This is a genomic window from Paraburkholderia sp. FW306-02-B (genome assembly GCF_058782725.1).
The window spans coordinates 99615-120520 of sequence record NZ_JBYSXZ010000002.1; the positions used below are offsets into that span (position 1 = coordinate 99615).

The window sequence follows — 20906 nt, forward strand, 5'->3', positions numbered from 1 at the left end:
AACATGCAAAAGAAACAACTGGCACGCGCGGCCCTTATGACGTTTGTCGCGGCAGCATTGCTGGGTGGTGGTTATGTTGCGGGCACCTACCGTGTTTCGGCGACCGGTTCGACCGCGGTCGCCATGACATCCGCCACCGGCGACAAAACCGACCCGAAGACGGGTCGCAAGGTGCTGTACTGGCACGATCCGATGGTGCCGAACCAGCATTTCGACAAGCCGGGCAAGTCGCCTTTCATGAACATGCAGCTGGAGCCGGTCTATGCCGATGAAGGCGGTTCGAACGGCATCAGGATTGACCCGGGGTTGCAGCAGAATCTGGGGATTCGATACGCAACAGTACGGCGCCAGGATACTGAAGAAAGTTTCGACGCGGTGGGTACGACACAGTTCGACGAGTCGATGGCGGATGTTGTGCAGTCGCGGGTAACGGGCTACATCGACCGCCTCTACGCGAGTGCCCCGATGCAGCGTGTGGCGAAGGGCGCACCCATTGCGTCGCTGTTCGTGCCTGACTGGCTGGCGCCACAGGAAGAGTATCTGGCGCTGAAGCGTGGCGGCATGGACGGTGGCATGCTGGAAGGGTCCCGCGCGCGTATGCGGGCAATGTCGATTCCAGAGGGCGTTATTGCCAGCCTCGAGCGGACCGGCAAGGCCCAGACTCACGTCACGCTATCGGCGCCGGAAACCGGCGTGCTGACCGAACTCAACGTGCGCGATGGCGCGATGGTATCGCCCGGTCAGACGCTTGCGAAAGTCTCCGGACTCGACAGGCTGTGGCTCGTGGTTGAGGTACCCGAGGCGCTGGCCCTTCAGGTTCGACCGGGCATGAGCGTGGACGCCGTGTTTGCCGGTGACCCGGCACAACATTTCACGGGACACATCCGCGAAATTCTGCCGGGCATCAGCACGAGCAGTCGTACGCTCCAGGCGCGTCTCGAAATCGATAATGCCGGGCTGAAGCTGACGCCGGGGATGCTGATGCGCGTGCGTGTCGGTGCGGCGAAACCTGTGTCGCGCCTGCTGGTACCTTCGGAAGCGGTGATTACCACCGGCAAGCGGTCCGTCGTGATCGCCAGGAACAGCGACGGTCGGCTGCAACCCGTTGCTGTCACGATCGGCAACGATGCCGGGGACAGCACGGAAGTGACGGGCGGTCTGACGGAAGGCCAGCAGGTCGTCGCATCGGGTCAGTTCCTGATCGACTCCGAAGCGAGCCTGAAGTCCGTGCTGCCGAAGCTGGAAGGAACCGCCGCGCCCAGCGGCGCGTCTGCAGCGGTGCCTGTCTCCGGCGCCGCCGCGACGGCTGCCCAAACCTACGAAACGACCGGCAAGGTTGAAAAGGTCACGCCCGGCGACATCACGTTCTCGCACCAACCCGTGCCGGCACTGGGCTGGGGCGCGATGACGATGACGTTTGGCAAGCCGTCGCCGACGGCCTTCCCGGACGTGAAGCCGGGCGAGGTCGTGCACTTCGTCTTCAGGCAGTCGGATGACGGATACCAGTTGACGAAGGTCGAACCAGCCGGAGGTGCCAAATGATTGCCCGCCTGATTCGCTGGTCGATCCACAACCGGTTTCTGGTGCTGCTCGCGACCTTGCTCGTTACCGCGTGGGGCGTGTATTCCGTGACGCAGACACCGCTCGATGCGCTGCCCGACCTGTCGGACACGCAGGTCATTATCAAGGCGTCGTATCCCGGCAAGGCGCCGCAGGTCGTCGAGGATCAGGTCACCTATCCGCTCACGACGACGCTGCTCGGCGTGCCGGGCGCTAAAACGATCCGCGCGTATTCGTCGTTCGGCGATGCGTTCGTCTACGTGCTGTTCGACGACAAGACGGACCCGTATTGGGCCCGCTCGCGGGTACTCGAATACCTGAACCAGGTACAGAGTCGCCTGCCGCCCGGTGCGACCGTTTCGCTTGGACCGGATGCAACTGGTGTGGGCTGGGTGTACGAATATGCACTCGTCGACAAGACCGGACAACACGATCTCGGGCAGCTTCGCGCGCTGAACGACTGGTTCCTGAAGTTCGAGCTGAAGTCAGTACCGGACGTCTCCGAAGTCGCAAGTATCGGCGGCATGGTGCGGCAATACCAGGTCGTCCTCGACCCGGACAAACTGCGAGCCTACAACCTGACGCAAGCCGCCGTCGCGGACGCACTGGGGAAGGCCAACCAGGAGTCGGGCGGTTCGGTGGTGGAGCTGGCCGAGTCCGAGTACATGGTTCGGTCGTCCGGGTATCTCCGTTCACTAGATGACTTCCGCAACATCGTGCTGCGCACCAACGATAGGGGCACGCCGGTCCTGCTAGGGGACGTCGCTCGCATCCAGATCGGGCCAGAGATGCGCCGCGGCATCGCTGAGCTGAACGGCGAAGGCGAAGTCGCGGGTGGCGTGATCGTGATGCGTTCCGGCAAGAACGCGCTGACGACCATCGACGCGGTGAAGGCGAAACTGGCTGACCTGAAGCGGTCATTGCCGGCTGGCGTGGAAGTCGTGACGACTTACGACCGCTCCCAGCTCATCGAACGCGCTGTCGACAACCTCAAGGACAAACTCATCGAGGAGTTCATCATCGTCGGGCTCGTGTGCGCGGTGTTCCTGTTCCACCTGCGCAGTGCTTTCGTCGCGATCCTGTCGCTGCCGTTGGGTGTGCTGGCTGCGTTCATCGTGATGCGCTATCAGGGCGTCAACGCGAACCTGATGTCACTGGGCGGCATTGCGATTGCGATCGGCGCGATGATCGACGCTGCCATCGTGATGATCGAAAACGCTCACAAACATCTGGAAGCGTACGACCACAAGAACCCGGATATGCCGATCACAACGGCGCAGCGATGGGAACTGATCGCGCAGTCCGCGGCCGAAGTCGGGCCGGCTTTGTTCTTTTCGCTGCTGATCATCACGCTCTCGTTCATCCCCGTCTTCTCGCTCGAAGGTCAGGAAGGGAAGCTCTTTTCGCCGCTGGCGTTCACCAAGACATACACGATCGCGGCTGCCGCCGGATTGTCGGTGACGCTCGTACCGGTGCTGATGGGTTATCTGATCCGGGGCCGGATTCCGCACGAGAACGCCAATCCGATCAACCGCGTGCTGATCCGGCTATACCGCCCGCTGCTCGAAGCGACGCTGCGCCGGCCGTGGGGCGCGATCGCGCTGGCGGTCGTCGCGCTTGCCATCACGCTGATTCCCGTGTCGCGGCTCGGTGGCGAGTTCATGCCGCCGCTCGACGAGGGCGATCTTCTCTACATGCCGACTGCGCTACCGGGTATCTCGGCAGACAAGGCCGCCGAGCTGTTGCAGCAGACGGACCGCCTGATCAAGACCGTGCCGGAAGTGGCAACCGTATTCGGCAAGTCAGGCCGCGCGGACACGGCGACCGACCCTGCGCCGTTCGAGATGTTCGAGACAACCATTCAGTTCAAACCACGCAGTGAATGGCGCCCCGGCATGACGCCCGAGAAACTGGTCGATGAACTCGATGCGCGGGTGAAAATTCCGGGCCTGTCGAACGTCTGGGTGCCACCCATCCGCAACCGGCTGGACATGCTGTCGACCGGCATCAAGACACCCGTGGGGGTCAAGATATCCGGCGCGGATCTCGGCCAGATCGACCGGATCGCCACACAGGTCGAGGCTGCGGTGAAGAACGTTCCGGGCGTCACATCCGCGCTGGCGGAACGGCTGAATGGCGGGCACTACATCGACGTCGACATCGACCGGCTGGCGGCAGCCCGCTACGGGATGTCGGTGGCCGACATCCAGTCGGTCGTGTCGTCGGCGGTCGGCGGCGACAACGTCGGCGAAGTCATCGCGGGTCGCGAGCGTTTCCCGATCAATATCCGGTATCCACGCGAGAGCCGGGACTCGGTCGATAATCTGCGCCAGTTGCCGGTGGTCACGGACCGGGGCGCGCAGATCACGCTGGGTGACGTAGCCGCCATCAGGATTACCGATGGCCCGCCGATGATCCGTAGTGAGAACGCGCGTTTGTCGGGCTACGTCTACGTCGATATTCGCGATACGGATCTTCAATCGGCTGTGAAGGCGATGCAGCAGGCCGTATCGCAGAACGTCGTATTGCCGCCGGGCTATTCGATCGCCTGGTCCGGCCAGTTCGAGTACCTTGAGCGGGCGGCGGCCAAGTTGCGCACGGTGATTCCTGTCACGCTCGTGGTTATTTTCGTGCTGCTCTTCCTGACGTTCAACTCGGCGGCCGACGCGCTCCTGCTGATGTCGACCGTGCCCTTCGCGCTGGTCGGCGGCTTCTGGCTGATCTGGATTCTCGGTCACGCCGTATCTGTCGCGACGGCCGTGGGATTCATCGCGCTCTCAGGCGTCGCCGCCGAGTTCGGGGTCGTGATGCTCCTGTACCTGAAGGGGGCGCTCAACAGTCGGCTCGAGCGAGGCGAAGCGTTCACGGAAGCGACACTCGTGGACGCTATTCGCGAGGGCGCCGTGCTGCGGGTCAGACCGAAGGCCATGACCGTTGCGGTCGTGCTGGCGGGTCTCATTCCGATCATGCTGGGCCACGGTGCGGGGTCGGAAGTCATGCAGCGCATCGCCGCGCCGATGGTGGGCGGCATGGTGACCGCGCCGCTCCTGTCGATGTTAATTATTCCGGCCGCGTGGTTTCTACTGCAACGCCGGCGCGTCATTCGCACCAGAAAAGCATCTCAATCTCATGCAGTACCTCTTGGCACGCCCGTGCCGCAAACCCTCCCTGGAGAAAACCAATGAAGAAGTTGATTATCGTATCCGCTCTGTTCTGTACCGCTAGCGTGTTTGCCGGCACCGCGCTGGCAGCCGACGACATGGCGGGTATGAAAATGAAGACAGGTACCAAGGACGCAGCGTCATCGACAGACACCGCACTCACTGACGCGGTGGTCAAGAAGGTCGACCCGTCGACCGGCATGGTGACGCTCCAGCACGGCGACCTGAAGAACATCGGCATGTCGGCGATGACGATGGCGTACAAGGCCAAGGACGCGTCAATGGTCAAAAGAGCGAAGGAAGGCGAGAAGGTCAAGGTCCGCGTTGAAAGCATCAATGGCACGCTGACCATCGTGAAACTGGAAAAACAGCAGTGATGGGGCGCTGACACCATCACCACAGGTCCGTCGCGTAACGGCGGGCCTGTGGTCGCGTTTTCGCTCACGTCCTGTGAGCAGGAGTACTGCCATGCGAATGACATCATCCAGCACACGCCGCGGCATGCGTTGTCTGGCGGGCACGCTGAGCCGGGCGTTGCGCATGGTGCTCGCTTTTCTGCTTGTGCTCACCCCATTCGCTGCGCATGCAGTGAACGAGTCCGATCTGCTGTCACCCACTGAGGCTTTCCCATTGATGGTCAGCCTCAGTGGGCCGCGGCAGGTGACGCTCGACTTCGGTACAAAACCCGGGTACTACCTGTACCGGGATCGCTTCAGCTTCGCTGTGGATGGCGTGCCGATAAAAGCAGCCGAGATGCCAGCGTCAGAATCGAAGAATGACCCGACGTTCGGGGTGGTGCAGGTCTATCACCGGCCGGTGCAACTCCAGCTTCCGTTGCCTCGTGTCGTCGCGTCGAGCATCGTGCTGTCAGTCACGTCGCAGGGCTGCGCGGACCTAGGCGTGTGTTATCCGCCGCTGACGCGAACCTACCGGATAACGCCCGACGGGACTGTCACCAGCATCGCGCATGACGGGAACGCAACAGCAACGACAGACTCTGATGAAACCAAAGTCGGCGTTGACAATCGGAGGCTCCCGGGTTTCGGTCTGAACCTGCGACCCGCGAATGGTCTTGGTGTGCCTGAATTACTCGGCTTCCTCTTTGCCGGCCTGTTGATGGCGGGCACGGTGTGCATGTATCCGTTGATCCCGATCGTGACCGCCGTTATCGGCGGCGCCCAGGAACGGCCGCACCGGTGGCGTGGCTTCGTGCTGTCGCTCGCCTACGTGCAAGGGCTCGCGCTTACCTACGCGCTGGCGGGCACCGCTGCGGCGCTCGCCGGCATTCCGTTGGTGGCCCTGACGCAGAAACCCTGGATACTGGCCGGCTTCGGCGTGCTCATGGTGCTCTTTGCACTTGCCATGTTCGGGGTGTTCAGGCTGCAGTTACCCGCAAGCGTGCAAACGCGCCTGACCGAATGGAGCAACCGTTTGCCCGGTGGCCGGATTTTTCCGGTGTTCGTGATGGGCATGCTGTCCGCGCTGATTGTCGGGCCGTGTTCGACCCCGGCGCTGGCGGGTGCGCTGCTGTATATCGCCAATAGCCGCGACGTGATCGGCGGAGCGCTGGCCCTTTATGTGATGGGCATCGGAATCGGACTGCCGCTGTTGCTGGTTGGCACGTTCGGGGCGCACGTTCTGCCCAGGTCGGGCCACTGGATGGTCGCGGTGCAGAACACGCTGGGTGTCATGCTGCTGGCTGCAGCCCTGTGGTTCGTCTATTCGTTGCTGCCGGGCTGGCTGCTGATGGTGCTGGTCGCATTGCTGCTGGCCGGTTGCGGCATGATGCTGCGCGCCATCGACCCGTTGCCGCCAGATGCTCATGGCGTTTTCCGCATAGGCAAGGCACTCGGCGTACTGTTGCTGGTTGTTGCAATCGCCGAACTGGTGGGCGTGGTGTCGGGAAACTTCGACGTGCTTCAGCCGCTTCGCAGTATTACGCAGGGGACACCCGCCGGAACGGTCAGTGTCGCGCGGTTCGAACCGATACAGTCAACCGACGAACTCGACCGGGCGCTTCAGGCGGCACATGGCCAGCCCGTCATGGTGGATTTCTACGCCGACTGGTGCATCAGTTGCAAGGAACTGGAGCGATTCACCTTTAGCGACCCTCGTGTGGTAAGCGAGTTCGCGCACTGGAAACTGCTGCGTATTGATGTGACGAAGAACACCGCTGCAGACGCCGCAATGCTGCGGCGCTTTGGACTCTTCGGCCCGCCAGCGCTGATGTTCTACGACCGCAATGGCCGTCAGCAGGTCAACGCGCAACTGGTCGGGTTTGTAGGTGCCGACGCGTTCCTCGTGCACCTCAAGCAATGGGATCGCTAGATCAGGAAACGTCTGCCAGGGACGTTGCCATATCGTGGCGACGTGCAACGCCAGCGCCTATCCAATTTGCAATGCTTCGAAGACAAAATGGCGGTCGACTGCGCTGTGTGCCAGGGTATCGCAATGAAATTTTGGTGTCCAATGTTCGCCCGAAAAAGACCTTGACATTCCCGTAACTGGAAGGTCTAGAGTGAAATCAGGCTAGAGGTAATAGATGGAATTGCTGCTACGGGTTTTCGCCGGGTCCGCTCATTCCAGAGCGGGCCGCGTAGCTTTGTGACGCTGCGGCATGGCCGTTGGCAAGTCACTGCAATGTAATGGGTGAGGTGTGGAATGAATATCGGACAGGCAGCCAGCGCATCGGGTGTTTCGGCAAAGATGATCCGCTACTACGAAAGTATCGACCTGGTACAGGTCGCCGCGCGATCCGACAGTGGTTACCGGACGTACGGCGACAGCGACGTTCACCTGCTTCGCTTCATCCGGCAAGCCCGTACCTTGGGATTCCCGATCGAGCAGATCAGGCAACTGCTCTCGTTATGGCAGGATCGGGATCGTGCGAGCGCGGAAGTCAAGGCAATTACGAAACGACATATCGGCGAGCTGGACGCCCGTATTGCCGAACTCGTTGTGATGCGCGACAAGCTCTCCTACCTCGCGAAGCATTGCGCGGGTGACAGCCGGCCTCGCTGCCCTATCCTGGAGGGAATTGACCGCGCTGATACCCGGCAGGTGCAGGATTGCAAAACTGCAGACCGTCATGTGGCGCTCGCATCGTGACGCGAATCCTCGCAAGAGCGTTGCCTGATTAAACTCATTATTCCGGGTCTGAACCGACACGTGAAACACGCCGTTAAATTGATACTGTATCTGCTGATCGCATGGCTGCCCCTGACGGGGTTTGCCACGTCGGTATCAATTTGTCCGCGCATGCCGGTCACAATGACGGGTACATCGCCTGTGACGACGCACCCACCGGCAGCGCAGCATATGGTCGCGAAGACTGCGACGCATGCGGCCACTGCCGTATCGATCATGCACCAGTCCGATTGCCACGGCAGTATGGGCAGCGCTGGCTGCAATCATGCGGCGATACCGTCAACCGCGGTGGCAGTGGTTGCCGCTCCGACTATGCACGTCTACACGTCATTCGACGCCACGCTTCTTCCGCAGTTCATCCCCGACCTTCCGCAGCGGCCCCCCTCAGTTTCTGTAACTCCCTTCGCTGGCATTGGGCGTCAAGACCGTACGCAGGCGTCAACGCGCGCGTACGGTCTCGAGCCGGCACGGCGATATCCCGGCGTGATGATTTAAAGCCAGTGATATTCGTGTGACGCCCGGGAAGGTGATCAGACGATCTTCAATTCTCGATTTCCGGATTAACGAAGGAGGTTGTTATGCGTACCAGACACCTGGCTGCCGTATCGCTTGCAGTTGCACTGTTAGGAGTGAGTGGCTTGAGCGCGGCGGCTGGAACGCCGCAATCGGCCATGCACGATCGTGGAAGCTCGATGATGGGCGGAGGAATGATGGGTGGGGAGATGATGCGCAACTGCCCGATGATGGGGCAACTCCCGCCAGGAAACGAAAAACTGGCCATGCAGATGCACGGGGAAATGATGAAGGCGATGGGCGACATCATGCTCAAGTACGCCGACAAGATTCAGGCCCCGGCCGCGAAATGACACATAGCGCCTGTTGATTCAGGCAATCACCGAACTTTGATCAAGGAGCAATGCCATGAAATGCACGAAAACAATGGTTGTCACGGGCGTCGCCTTGCTGGCTACCCTGGCGCTCGCCTATACGGCGTTTCCCCAGTTCCGGACGCTTGTAGTCAGCGCCGGACCCTACCTGCTGTTTCTGCTGTGTCCACTGTCCATGCTCTTCATGATGAAAGGTATGCATTCCAGCAACGACGATCATCGTTTGTCGACGGTCGAGACATCACGCGATCAGCAACCTCAGTCGCAGATCAGCAAACAGTGATCCCGATGGTTTTCATCTAAAGCAGTCACGTCGGGCGAATGCGCAATTGTGCGCATTCGCCCGGCAAAGCCGCTGCGAGGAATGCTTTTTTCGATTGCATGCTTGAGAAGGGTGCTTGTCGCGGTCCGCGTCGCAGTGGCGACCAGCAGCATCAGTGTGGGAGCAACGCGCTCCTGCATACGCTGGCGGCCGTCGATTGAAACGTGCACTTGATCCAGCCACGCGGACGTGCTGCGAGTGGCTATCGGATCTATAGTGATAGCGACGTTCAGGTTCTGCGCTTCATCCGGCAGGCGCGCACGTTGGGATTTTCGATCGAACGAATCCGGGAGCTGCTGGCCCTGTGGCGCGATGAAGATCGCGCGAGTTCCGATGTCAAGGCGGTCGCCCTGAAGCATCTCGCCGAGCTGAACATGCAGATAGTCGAATTGTTGGCCATGCGCGATTCACTCGATAAGCTGGTGCAGCAATGCGCGGGCGACATCCTTTGGTGCACCGGCAGCAGATGACGAGGCTGCGCGGTTTTTCTGCCGGGACGGTGCTTTTTTCAGGAACGCAGATCAAGCGGAACCTTGATTTTCCCTTCATGGGAGGGTCTATGGTTCTCTTTGTCATCTCTCGATTAAGGCGGGCAACATGAAAGAATCGTCCGACTTGCAAACACTGGAAACGCGCCGCGCGAACCACGCGCATGATTCGCATAAGGCTTTGGAGCACCGCCACGATGCCGGATCACACGTTGAGTCCCGGGTACTGGCGCGGGAGCAGCAAGCTGATCCTGCCAGTGTCGAGTACACCTGCCCGATGCACCCGCAGGTGCGTCAACTGGGGCCTGGAAACTGCCCGATTTGCGGCATGTCCCTGGAGCCAGTCGCCGTCACGGCGGATGCCCAGGAAAGCCACGAACTCCGCGACTTCACGAGACGCTTCTGGATTGGCGTTGCCTTGACCCTGCCCGTGGTGATTCTTGACATGGGCGCCCATCTGCTCGGGCTCGATCACTTTATTGCGCCACAGGTATCGAACTGGCTGCAGCTAGTGCTGGCAACGCCGGTGGTTCTCTGGTCCGGCTGGCCTTTCTTTCTGAGAGCGGTGACGTCGGTTGTGAACCGTAGCCTGAACATGTTCACGCTGATTGCACTCGGTACCGGCGTGGCCTGGACATACAGTATCGTGGCGACAATGGCGCCACAGCTGTTTCCAATGACCTTCCGTACAAGCGGCGCGGTGGCCGTGTACTTTGAGGCCGCAGCGGTCATTACCGTGCTCGTGCTGTTGGGCCAGTTGCTCGAGTTGCGTGCGCGGGAGCGGACCTCCGGCGCGATCAAGGCACTGCTGAATCTCGCTCCCAAGACAGGTGTCAGGGTGAGTCCTGACGGGACAGACGAAACGATAGCCCTGGAATCCGTGCAGGTTGACGATCTGCTTCGCGTCCGCCCGGGTGAGAAAGTCCCGGTGGATGGCGTTGTCACCGAAGGACGATGCACCGTCGACGAATCAATGGTGACAGGCGAGCCGATTCCTGTAACCAAGGCGCCTGGATCGAAGGTCACCGCCGGCACCTTGAACCAGACTGGCAGTTTCGTCATGCGGGCGGAAAGAGTCGGTGCCGATACGCTGCTTGCACAGATTGTCCAGATGGTCGCGTCGGCACAGCGAAGCAGGGCACCCATCCAGCGTCTGGCGGATCGGGTTGCGGGCTGGTTCGTACCTGGCGTGATTCTCATTGCGCTCGCTGCGTTTGTCGCGTGGGCAGTGTGGGGACCAAGCCCCGCGTTGTCGTACGCGATCATTTCGGCCGTTGCAGTATTGATCATCGCGTGTCCTTGCGCTTTGGGCCTTGCGACCCCCATGTCAATCATGGTCGGCGTCGGTCGTGCAGCACAGTTCGGCGTGCTGATCCGGAATGCCGAAGCGCTTGAGCAGATGCAGAAGGTGGACACGCTTGTCGTCGACAAAACCGGGACACTGACTGAGGGCCGCCCCAAGGTCGTCGCGATTCAGCCAGACGGGACGCGCGATGAAGGCGAGCTTTTGCAACTACTGGCGAGCGTGGAGCGGGCCAGTGAACACCCCCTGGCTGCTGCAATTGTCTCAGCGGCAGTGGGAAGAGGCCTGGCGATTCTGCCGGCAACGGATTTCGATTCTCCCGCTGGCAGGGGTGTTCTCGGGACAGTCGAAGGCAGAAAAATTGTCTGCGGCAGCGCGAAATTCCTCCTCGAACAGAACATCGCGATGCCATCCGATGACCCAGGCGAGACGCTTCGGTCTGAGGGCGCGACCGTGATTTATGTCGGTGTCGACGGGCAATATGCCGGCCTTGTGGGAATCGAGGATCCGGTGAAGGAATCGACACCGGAGGCAATCCGGTCGCTACATCGTGAAGGCGTCCGGATCATCATGCTGACCGGCGATAACAAGGTGACCGCGCAGGCTGTTGCACGAACACTCGGCATCGACGAAGTCATCGCGGAAGTGTTGCCGCACGACAAAGGGGCTGTTGTTGAGCACCTTCAGGCACAGGGCCGGGTGGTGGCAATGGCCGGAGACGGTGTCAACGACGCACCGGCGCTTGCAGCGGCCAACGTGGGTATCGCGATGGGGACGGGTACTGACGTTGCGATGGAAAGCGCCGGCATTACCTTGCTTAAGGGGGATCTGATGGGTATCGTACGCGCGAGACGAGCTTCGCAGGCAACGATGCACAATATCAGGCAAAACCTGTTTTTTGCCTTCGTCTACAACGCGGTTGGTGTGCCGATTGCGGCTGGTGTGCTCTACCCGATCTTCGGTATTCTGCTATCGCCCGTCATTGCGGCTGCTGCAATGGCGCTGTCCTCGGTGAGTGTGGTTGCGAATGCTCTTCGGCTTCGAGCAGTAAAGTGAACGGTTTTGTATCGCGCGGCGAAGAATGGCGAGCAAGACAAGCAATCCACATGCCGTGTCCGCGCTACGAGTGTCCGTAGGGCGTGCGATTCGCCGCGGCCCCAGCGCTGAAACGGGTTTGCTGGAGTCCTCCGCGCTTGTTAGACTGCCTCTCGCAAGCTATCCGCAAGCGCGTTTTTGCCGTCATACGCCTACCGGGCGTTCACGTCTGCGGCACGATCAATCGGAGACTCTATGTCTTACATGCTGCTCATCGTCGAACCCCCGGAACAACGCATTGAACGCGGTGAGCGTGCCGGGCGCGAAGTCTACGACCAGATGGTGCGCTTCGCCGCCGATCTGAAAGAACGCGGCAAATTGCTCGCAGTCGAATCGCTGACGTCGACCAGTGACGCCGTACGCGTGCAGGTGCGCGAAGGTCGTGCGAGGCTGCTCGACGGCCCGTTTGCCGAAGCCAAGGAAATGATCGGCGGCTTCTTCCTGCTCGATTGTGAAACCCGCGAAGAAGCTGTTGCGATCGCACAAGCCTGCCCGGCGGCGTCGTGGTGCACGGTCGAAGTCCGCAAGCTCGGGCCTTGTTTCGAGTAAGCCGCGCACATCCTACGCGTAGGCGCTGTTAGTCCAGGGTTTTCCCTGAGCGACGAAAATTGGTGTCGATCCGGTCGCGTACCGCTCGTCGTGTGAGTAAGGAGCCAGCAAACAAGCCGCGGCTTTCCACTTACAGCGAAAGGAGCAAGTGCGATGCGATTCATGATCATAGTGAAGGCGACCGCCGTCAGCGAAGCCGGCGGCCCGCCCGACGAATCCCTGATGGCCGCGATGGGCACGTACCACGAGGAACTGGCAAAGGCCGGTGTGCTGCTCGACGCAACCGGCCTGCAACCGAGTTCCAAAGGCTGGCGCATCCGCTACAGCGGCGGCAAGCGCACGGTGCTCGACGGCCCGTTCGCGGAAACCAAGGAACTGATTGCCGGCTACACGCTGATCCAGGTGCGCACGCGCGACGAAGCGATGGAATGGGCGCGGCGCTTTCCAGCGCCGTTCGGTGAGCACGCCGACGGCGAAATCGAAGTCCGGCAACTGTATGAACTCGAAGACTTCGAGCCCAGCCCCGAAGTGGAGCGCTTCTGCGAACTGAACGCGGCCAGGCGCTGATCGGAACGCTGATTCAAGCGCCGATCCAGCTACATCGAAAGGAATCGTCATGCTCAAAACTATTCTGATCGCCATCGTCGCGGCCGTGGGGCTGCTGCTGATCTACGCGGCGACGCGCCCCGACAGCTTTCGCATCGAGCGCAGCGTGCGCATCAAGGCGCCGCCCGAGCGGGTTTACGCGCTGATCGACAACCTGCATCAGTTCAACCTGTGGAATCCGTACCTGCGCAAAGATCCCACGACGCAAGGCACGTACAGCGGCTCGACGAGCGGCAAGGGTGCGCGTTACGCGTGGCGAAGCGAAAAGGTCGGCGTGGGGCAGATGGAGATCGCCGATACGGCGGCGCCGTCGAGCGTGACGATGAACCTCGATTTCCTCAAGCCATTCGAGGCGCACAACATCGCCGAATTCACGTTGAAGCCCGATGCGGATGCGACTCAGGTCACATGGGCGATGCACGGACCGGCACCGTTTCTGTCGAAGCTGATCCAGGTTTTTTTCAGCATGGACAAAATGGTCGGCAAGGATTTCGAAGACGGTCTGGGCAATCTGAAAGCGCTTGCCGAGGCGAGCTGACGGCGCCGCAAACCCGGCGCACCTTGGCGCCCGTGCAGCCCGCACATTACTCGATTAATGGACTCCGTCATGCATAAGCAGATCTACGTGAACCTCGCCGTCGACAATCTCGAACGGTCGAAGGCATTTTTCAGCGCGCTCGGATTTACTTTCAACGCGCAATTCACCAACGAACAGGCGGCGTGTCTGATCCTCGGCGAAAACATCTACGCGATGCTGCTGGTCAAGGATCTGTTCAAGTCCTTCACGCGCAAGGCGCTCTGCAATCCGCAAGAAAGCACCGAGGCGCTGCTGGGCCTGTCGTGCGAGAGCCGCGCAGCGGTGGATGCGCTGGTCGCGAAGGCGATCGCCGCCGGCGGCACGGCGCCGCGCGCGCCGCAGGACCACGGCTTCATGTACGGACACGGCTTCGAAGATATCGACGGGCATATCTGGGAGCTGATCTATATGGACCCGAACGCCAAGGCGGCGGGCTGAGGCCGTGACGACGGCGGCCACACATCGTGCCATCGAGGCGGTCTGGCGGATCGAGTCCGCCAAGGTCATTGCCCACGTCGCGCGGATCGTGCGCGATGTGGGGCTGGCTGAAGAGTTGGCGCAGGACGCGCTGGTGGCGGCGCTCGAACATTGGCCCGACGCGGGCGTGCCTGATAACCCGGGAGCGTGGTTGATGGCGACCGCGAAGAACCGCGCACTCGACCGCTTGCGCCAGGAAGCGCTGCATGCCCGCAAGCGCGAAGAGCTCGGCCACGATCTCGATGCGCAGGAGGCTCACCTCGTGCCGGATTTCGTCGATGCCCTCGATGCCGCGCGTGCCGACGATATCGGCGACGATCTGTTGCGGCTGGTGTTCACCGCGTGTCACCCGGTGTTGTCGACCGATGCACGCGTCGCCCTGACGCTGCGCCTGCTCGGCGGCCTCACCACGGACGAAATCGCGCGCGCGTTCCTCGTGCCCGAGCCGACCATCGCGCAGCGCATCGTGCGGGCCAAGCGCACGCTGTCGGCAGCCAAGGTGCCGTTCGAAGTGCCGCAAGCAGATGCGCGTGCGCCGCGGCTCGCGTCGGTGCTCGAAGTGATCTATCTGATTTTCAACGAAGGCTATTCGGCGACCGCCGGTGACGACTGGATGCGTCCGTCGCTTTGCGAGGAAGCGCTACGGCTTGGGCGCGTGCTGAGCGGTCTCGTGCCGGACGAAAGCGAAGTGCACGGGCTCGTTGCGTTGATGGAGATTCAGGCGTCGCGCACGCATGCGCGTACCGATGCCGAGGGCCGTCCGGTGCTGTTGCTCGAGCAGGACCGCAGCCGCTGGGATCCGCTCCTGATCCGTCGCGGGCTGGCCGCGCTCGGCAGCTCGCACGCGCTCGGCGGCGCGAGCGGACCGTATGCGCTGCAAGCGGCGCTGGCGGCGTGTCATGCGCGCGCCCGGCGTGCCGAGGACACCGACTGGGCGCAGATCGTCGCGTTGTATGACGCGTTGGCGCAAGTGGCGCCTTCGCCGGTGGTCGAGTTGAATCGCGCGGTGGCCGTGGGCATGGCGTTCGGGCCGGCCGCGGGTCTGGAGATCGTCGATGCGCTTGCTGCCGATGCGACGCTCGCGAACTACCACTGGTTACCGAGCGTGCGCGGCGATCTGCTGGCGAAGCTCGGGCGCGTGGCCGAGGCGCGCGCCGAATTCGAACGCGCCGCGGCGATGACGCGCAATGCGCGCGAGCGCGAGTTGTTGCTTGCGCGGGCGCGTGAGATGGCGCATTGAGCGGCGGGTCGAAAAGTACCGACCTTACCGTATCAACTGCCGCACACCCAGCGCGACGATCAAGCCGCCGCACACGCGATCGATCCACGCCTTGCAGCGCCGGTACGCCGATGCAATCCGAGAGTGCGCCAGCGCCAGCCACGGAAACGCGGTGAAGACGATGCCGACGCCGAGGATCGCGCAGCTCGCCCAGAACAGGTTGACCAGCACGATACCGGCGACCATCGCCAGCACCTCGAGCCGCGTCGCCGATGCCGCTTTGTGCGCGACCGCCACGAAGTTCGGGCCGGGAATCACCACACCGGCCACATACACGGAGAAAACGCCAAGAACCGCGGGCCCATCAATCACAGACCACTCCTTTATTCGCGCAGCGCAGCCACTGAATGTGCTTGCCTGCCGGTGCACGCATCATGCCGAGAAAAACGCCCAGACGCTCATCAGCACGCCCGCCGTCGCGACACCGAACGACAGATTGCGCAGCCAGTTCTTGCGCGTGAGCAACGTGATCGCGCTCATCGCGATCGCGACCTGGATCAGTGTGGTGGCCTGCGCCCATCGATGATGGCCGTGCAGAAGCGCCTCGCTTTTAGTGTCGTTCAACACGACTTCCTTTTCGATCGCTTCAGCCTTCGCGCGGATCGGCTCTTTCTGCTGCGTGTATTTTTCGACGTCGGCGACGAACTTGGCGTGCGCGTCGGTATTGCCGATCGACAACGCCGCGCCGAGTTCAGCGAGATTCTGCTTCTCGCCCTTGGCCTGGTAGTAACTCCATTGATTCGACGCTTCGGTCTTCTTGATGGCGGCTTCGTTCTTGTAGTACAGCGCCAGATTTTCGCTATTGCCGCTCTGGTACGCGCACAGCGCGCCGATCGTCGCGAGGATCGCCGTCATCACGGCCATGCGGCTCGCGAACGGATCGGCGTCGTGGTGGCCGGCGTGCTCGACCGCGTGGTCGTGCGGACCATGCACTTCATATTCTTCAGGCATCTCATTCTCCGAGGTAAAGCTTTTCTTGTATTCCGGATGGCGCTCGCAGACGCGAACAAAGTGCTGGCATTGACAGCTGTGCGGCGAGAGCTTCCGGCGGCCTCAATCTTAGCGTGAGGCGCGCCGTGATGGAAAAGGTATCGCCGTTACGGCGACGAACGCCCGGAGCTATCAATCAATGAATGCTGGAGGCCAACCACGTCCGCCGGTCGTTTCGCTTACGGCATCGTGATGACGACACGGCCGCGCGTGCCCGCGGCCACAGCTTCGTATGCATCGCGTGCGCGTTCGAGCGTGAACTGCTGGGCGATAACCGGTGCTTGCAGCTTGCCGCTTTCGAAGCCTTCCACCAACGCGGTCATCAACGGCGCCGATTCGGCGACGCCCAGCTTCGCGCTATCCACACCGAGCAGTTGCGTTTCGTTGTGGTAGAAATCGATCAGGTCGAACTCGACGCGGCGCTTGCCGGTCCCGCTGATTTCCAGCACCCGGCCACGGCGTTTGACGAGACTCAGTGCGGTCTCGAACGCCACACCGCCGACCGTGTCGTACACCACGTCCGCGCCGCCGGTCAGCGCCTTGACACGCTCGGTCACGTGTTCGTCGAATGGCACGTACTCGTCGATGAGCCGGCCCGCGGGCGAATCGGCTGAAAGCGGATGGCGGTCGACGGCGATCACGCGAGCGCCGCGCGCTTTCGCGATCTGCACCACCGCGCCGCCGACCCCGCCGCCCGCACCGATCACCACGATGGTTTCGCCGGCTTGCAATCGCGCGTATTCGACCGTGCCGAGCCAGGCGACCACGAAATTCACGCCGATCGCCGACGCCTCGGCGTGGCTGAGCGTCGCGGGTTTGCGCGACAGCGCGCCGAGCGGAATCTTGATGAAGCCGGCATGGGTGCCGTCGCGCGTGAAGCCGATATCGCCGCCGGTGCCCCACACTTCGGCGCCGAGCCATTGCTGCGGGCCGTCCACCACCACGCCGCTGAAGTCGCGGCCCGGCGTGCGCGGCAGTACCGTGTGTTCGAAATGACCGGATACGTTCTTGGCGTCGCTCGGGTTCACCGAGGCCGCCTTGACCTGCACGACGACGCTGTCCGCGTCGGCTTGCGGCGTCGGCAGATCGACGTATTCGAGCACCTCGGGGCTGCCAAAAGTCTTGAACTGAATCGCTTTCATCGCGTGTCGCTCCTGCTGGGTCGTGCGCTGCGTCGTGCAGCGGATGAGCGTAGTCTACGTGGCCGACGCAACGGCGTTAAGACAAGACTTTCGAATGCCGGACAACCCGCGACGGACTCCGATGCGAAGCCTCAATCGCTTAACAGGCCGCGGATGCGCCGCTTTTTACCTGCTCGGCTACCGCAGCCGCAGCCTCTTCGCTCAGCGTGCCGCGCGGATCGGAATCCGTGTTTGGCACGGTTTCTTGAGTCGGCCGAATCTGCGATCATCCCACGCACGCCTTCAACGCTTCAAAGTCTCCCAACCCAACCACTCGCCCCTCTTCAATGTCCACCCCCACGCTCCTCACCACCGACCGTCTGATCATGCGTCCGCACACGCGCGACGATTTCCTCGAGAGCTATGCGATGTGGTCCGATCCCGAGGTGATCCGCTACATCGGCGGCAAGCCGTTCACGCGCGAAGAAGTCTGGGCGCGCCTGTTGCGTTACGCCGGGCACTGGGCGATGTTGGGTTACGGCTACTGGGTGGTTCGAGAAAAGGAGAGCGGCCGGTTCCTCGGCGAAGTCGGCTTTGCCGACTACCACCGCGAGATCGAGCCTTCGCTGATGAACACCCCTGAGATCGGCTGGGCTCTCGACCCGGCGGTGCATGGCCGCGGCTACGCGACCGAAGCCGTGCGCGCCGCGCTGAGTTGGGCCGACCAGCAGTGGCCGGACGCCGAAACCGCCTGCATCATCGCGCCGGAAAATCTGCCGTCGCTGCGCGTCGCGCATAAGTGCGGCTATCGCGAGCGGCTCCGCACGACGTACAAAGGCCAGCCGACCATCGTCTTGCGGCGCGCGGCAGGCGGTGCCTGAGACGTCGCGCGCCGTGCGGGTTGTATGTCGTCGCCAGCTCGCAGCTTATTGACCAGCCGCACTCGCCGCCGCCCGCTGTTGCGCGATCAGATCCGCCAGCCGTTCAACCTGCTGACCCTGCGCGTCGAAATTGCCGGCGTCGAGCCAACGCGCGTAGCACGGACGCAGCGCGGGCCATTCGCCGTCGACTATCGAGAACCACGCGGTATCGCGATTGCGTTCGCGATAGACGATCGCCTGGCGGAAGACGCCTTCGAACGTGAACCCATAGCGCAGTGCCGCCGTCCGTGATGGGCCGTTGAGCGAGTCGCACTTCCATTCGAAGCGGCGATAGCCGAGGTCGTCGAACACGTGGCTCATCAGCAGAAACATCGCTTCGGTGGCGATGCGGGTGCGCTTCAGGCGCGGCGAATACGTGACGTGCCCGACTTCGATCACGCCGTTCACACGGTCGATACGCATCAGCGCGAGGGTGCCGACGGCCTTGCCGGTCGCCAGATCGATCACCGTGTAGTGCAGCGGATCGACCGACGCCGCCATGCGTGTCAAATGTTCGCGATACGCGGCGAGACTGTCGAACGGTCCGACCATCAGATAGGTCCAGTCGCGGCCATCGGCTGCCGAGCTGTATGCGTCGAAGAGGTCTTCGGCGTGGCGTTCGACGTCTACCGGTTCGATCCGGCAATAGCGGCCCACCAGCGGCTCGCGGCCCGGCGCCTGCGCGCCGTTCCAGCCCGGCACCGGTGCGCCGATCGGCTGGTCGAACGCGTTACGTCTGGGTTCCATGTCTGCTCTCCTTGGTTCAATCGGTCGATTGTCAGAGAGAACGATACGGCAAACGTGGTATGTTAAAAAGATCCAGTCTCAGCGCATTTGATAGGTCCAGCAGCGATGATCGAAATCATTGGTCCGCTCACTCATCCGGCCACCGCGCCAGCCACCGTGAGCGGTGCCGACACCGTCGGCGGAAAACCAGCGCCGCTGCAAAAGCAATTGATCGAGCGCTTGCAGCAGGCGATTCTTGCCGGGCGTCTGCCGGCGAGCTCGCTGCTGCCGTCGTCGCGTTTGCTGGCGGCGGAGATGGGCGTGTCGCGGAATACGGTAGTGATCGCTTACGAGCATCTCGCCGCGGTCGGCTACGTGGTCGCCGACAAGAAAGGCACGCGCGTGAGCGCACTCTCCAGCCCGGCCGCGCGTGGCGAACATCAGACACAGCCCGCCACGGCCGAGGCGGTCTATGCCGCGCGCGTCGAGCAATTCGCCGCAACGCGCACGCATGCCGACAACACCTTGCCGCTGACGCCAGGCACGCCCGCGCTGGATCGCTTTCCGCTCGGCGCGTGGCGGCGCGCGCTCGAGCGTTCGATGGAACGCGCGTTGCCGCTGGCGCTCGGCTACGGCGCGCCGACTGGCGAGCCGGCACTGCGCGACGCGATCGCCGCGCATCTGCGCATGTCGCGCGGCGTGCGCTGCGACGGCTCGCAGGTGGTGATTACCGAAGGCGCGCAGGAAGCGTTGAACCTGTGCGTGCGGCTTTTCACCAATCCGGGCGACATCGGATGGGTCGAAGATCCCGGCTATCGCGGCGCGAAGGCGGCGTTCAATCTCGGCGATCTGACCACGCTGCCGATGCCGGTCGATCTGGAAGGCATCGCGGTGCCGCCCGACGCGTGGCGCACGCATCCGCCGAAACTGATCTACACGTCGCCCGCGCATCAGTATCCGACCGGTTCGGTGTTGTCGGTGGCGCGGCGGCTGGCGTTGATCGCGCAGGCGCGCCGCAGCGGCGCGTGGCTGATCGAGGACGACTACGACGGCGAATTCCGCCACACCGGCGAGCCGATCGCCAGCATGCAGGGGCTGGTGCCGGACGCACCGGTGTTGTACGTCGGCTCGTTCAGCAAAACCATGTTTCCGGCGCTGCGCATCGGCTTCGTGGTGCTGCCGGGCGCGATCGCCGAGCGCGCTGCAGTCGCGTTGCAGGAGATGCTGCGCGGCGGACATCGTCTGGAACAACTGGCGTTGGCGCATTTCATCGAAAGCGGCGAGTTCGGGCGCCATCTGGGCCGCATGCGACGCCTCTATCGGGAACGGCAGCAGGCGCTGCGCGATGCGCTGACCGCGCATTTCGAACCGTCGCAGATTCTCGGCGGCAATTGCGGCATGCATCTGACGCTTCGCCTGCCGCCGCACCTATCGGATCAGGTGCTCGCCGCGCGTGCGCTCGCCGCGCGGCTCAATCCCCGGGCGCTGTCCGGTTTCGCGTTGCAGCCTCGCGAGGAGACGAACGGGCTGGTGATCGGCTACGGCAGCACGCCCGCCGAACAGCTGGCGCCCGCCATCGGTGTATTGGCCAGGCTTGCCGGCCTGGCGGGCGAGATGGCGGGTGCACCTGGCGTGTAAGTTTTTACGTTTGTCCGCGCGGCCGATGTCGCGCTATCGTGTCGTTTATGCGCGGCGATT

20 protein-coding genes are annotated in these 20906 nt (G+C 62.6%); 16 read left to right on the forward strand and 4 right to left on the reverse strand.

Translation table 11 applies throughout. The annotated features are described in order from the left end of the window. The first annotated feature begins 3 nt into the window (after positions 1 to 3). From AC3WOG_RS21330 to AC3WOG_RS21395, 14 genes are all read left to right on the forward strand, one after another. Entirely contained in the window at positions 4 to 1542 is a 1539-nt protein-coding gene (locus AC3WOG_RS21330) for an efflux RND transporter periplasmic adaptor subunit (protein ID WP_492579952.1), read from the forward strand. Next, a complete protein-coding gene (locus tag AC3WOG_RS21335) occupies positions 1539 to 4745 on the forward strand; it encodes an efflux RND transporter permease subunit (RefSeq protein WP_492579953.1) in 3207 nt (1068 codons plus the stop codon). The genes AC3WOG_RS21330 and AC3WOG_RS21335 overlap by 4 nt, the downstream gene beginning before the upstream one ends. Next, complete coding sequence (locus tag AC3WOG_RS21340; RefSeq protein WP_492579954.1) at positions 4742 to 5098, forward strand: copper-binding protein; 357 nt, start codon at positions 4742 to 4744, stop codon at positions 5096 to 5098. Before AC3WOG_RS21335 ends, AC3WOG_RS21340 begins: the two co-directional genes overlap by 4 nt. A gap of 91 nt (positions 5099 to 5189) precedes the next feature. After that, positions 5190 to 7049 (forward strand): protein-disulfide reductase DsbD, encoded by a 1860-nt coding sequence (dsbD, locus tag AC3WOG_RS21345; RefSeq protein WP_492579955.1) that lies wholly within the window; start codon positions 5190 to 5192, stop codon positions 7047 to 7049. 333 nt (positions 7050 to 7382) lie between these two features. Further along, positions 7383 to 7829 (forward strand): Cu(I)-responsive transcriptional regulator, encoded by a 447-nt coding sequence (gene cueR / locus AC3WOG_RS21350; protein WP_492579956.1) that lies wholly within the window; start codon positions 7383 to 7385, stop codon positions 7827 to 7829. Between the two features lie 677 nt (positions 7830 to 8506). Continuing rightward, positions 8507 to 8734: a hypothetical protein gene (locus AC3WOG_RS21355; RefSeq protein WP_492579957.1), complete on the forward strand. Its 228-nt coding sequence runs from the start codon at positions 8507 to 8509 to the stop codon at positions 8732 to 8734. 55 nt (positions 8735 to 8789) lie between these two features. Further along, a complete protein-coding gene (locus AC3WOG_RS21360) occupies positions 8790 to 9038 on the forward strand; it encodes a DUF2933 domain-containing protein (RefSeq protein ID WP_492579958.1) in 249 nt (82 codons plus the stop codon). A gap of 209 nt (positions 9039 to 9247) precedes the next feature. Then, on the forward strand, positions 9248 to 9547 hold the full coding sequence (locus tag AC3WOG_RS21365; RefSeq protein WP_492579959.1) for a MerR family DNA-binding protein: 300 nt from the start codon (positions 9248 to 9250) through the stop codon (positions 9545 to 9547). A gap of 127 nt (positions 9548 to 9674) precedes the next feature. Then, positions 9675 to 11924 carry a copper-transporting P-type ATPase gene (locus AC3WOG_RS21370; RefSeq protein WP_492579960.1) on the forward strand — a complete coding sequence of 750 codons (2250 nt, stop codon included), beginning with the start codon at positions 9675 to 9677 and terminating at the stop codon, positions 11922 to 11924. 234 nt (positions 11925 to 12158) lie between these two features. Next, positions 12159 to 12512, forward strand: a complete 354-nt coding sequence (locus tag AC3WOG_RS21375) for a YciI family protein (RefSeq protein WP_410835475.1) — start codon at positions 12159 to 12161, stop codon at positions 12510 to 12512. Between the two features lie 153 nt (positions 12513 to 12665). Beyond that, positions 12666 to 13079, forward strand: coding sequence for a YciI family protein (locus AC3WOG_RS21380; protein WP_492579961.1), 414 nt, complete (start codon positions 12666 to 12668; stop codon positions 13077 to 13079). Between the two features lie 49 nt (positions 13080 to 13128). Beyond that, positions 13129 to 13656, forward strand: coding sequence for an SRPBCC family protein (locus tag AC3WOG_RS21385; RefSeq protein WP_492579962.1), 528 nt, complete (start codon positions 13129 to 13131; stop codon positions 13654 to 13656). Positions 13657 to 13725: 69 nt separating this feature from the next. Further along, positions 13726 to 14133 (forward strand): VOC family protein, encoded by a 408-nt coding sequence (locus tag AC3WOG_RS21390; RefSeq protein ID WP_492579963.1) that lies wholly within the window; start codon positions 13726 to 13728, stop codon positions 14131 to 14133. Between the two features lie 4 nt (positions 14134 to 14137). Next, positions 14138 to 15412, forward strand: a complete 1275-nt coding sequence (locus tag AC3WOG_RS21395) for an RNA polymerase sigma factor (RefSeq protein ID WP_492579964.1) — start codon at positions 14138 to 14140, stop codon at positions 15410 to 15412. Between the two features lie 24 nt (positions 15413 to 15436). On the opposite strand, the gene AC3WOG_RS21400 is transcribed toward AC3WOG_RS21395, so the two are convergent. The 3 genes from AC3WOG_RS21400 to AC3WOG_RS21410 all read right to left on the reverse strand — a co-directional run bounded on the left by AC3WOG_RS21400 (position 15437) and on the right by AC3WOG_RS21410 (position 17583). Further along, complete coding sequence (locus AC3WOG_RS21400; RefSeq protein WP_492579965.1) at positions 15437 to 15763, reverse strand: LysE family transporter; 327 nt, start codon at positions 15761 to 15763, stop codon at positions 15437 to 15439. A gap of 60 nt (positions 15764 to 15823) precedes the next feature. Continuing rightward, positions 15824 to 16402: a DUF4337 domain-containing protein gene (locus tag AC3WOG_RS21405; protein ID WP_492579966.1), complete on the reverse strand. Its 579-nt coding sequence runs from the start codon at positions 16400 to 16402 to the stop codon at positions 15824 to 15826. 218 nt (positions 16403 to 16620) lie between these two features. After that, positions 16621 to 17583 carry a quinone oxidoreductase family protein gene (locus tag AC3WOG_RS21410; RefSeq protein WP_492579967.1) on the reverse strand — a complete coding sequence of 321 codons (963 nt, stop codon included), beginning with the start codon at positions 17581 to 17583 and terminating at the stop codon, positions 16621 to 16623. Positions 17584 to 17909: 326 nt separating this feature from the next. On the opposite strand from AC3WOG_RS21410, the gene AC3WOG_RS21415 reads away from it, so the two are divergent. Further along, on the forward strand, positions 17910 to 18443 hold the full coding sequence (locus AC3WOG_RS21415; RefSeq protein WP_492579968.1) for a GNAT family N-acetyltransferase: 534 nt from the start codon (positions 17910 to 17912) through the stop codon (positions 18441 to 18443). Between the two features lie 45 nt (positions 18444 to 18488). Here the strand turns inward: AC3WOG_RS21415 and AC3WOG_RS21420 are convergent, their stop codons facing one another. Beyond that, entirely contained in the window at positions 18489 to 19229 is a 741-nt protein-coding gene (locus AC3WOG_RS21420) for a GNAT family N-acetyltransferase (protein WP_492579969.1), read from the reverse strand. A 105-nt stretch (positions 19230 to 19334) separates the two neighbouring features. On the opposite strand from AC3WOG_RS21420, the gene pdxR reads away from it, so the two are divergent. Continuing rightward, on the forward strand, positions 19335 to 20846 hold the full coding sequence (pdxR, locus tag AC3WOG_RS21425) for a MocR-like pyridoxine biosynthesis transcription factor PdxR (protein ID WP_492579970.1): 1512 nt from the start codon (positions 19335 to 19337) through the stop codon (positions 20844 to 20846). Positions 20847 to 20906: the final 60 nt, after the last annotated feature.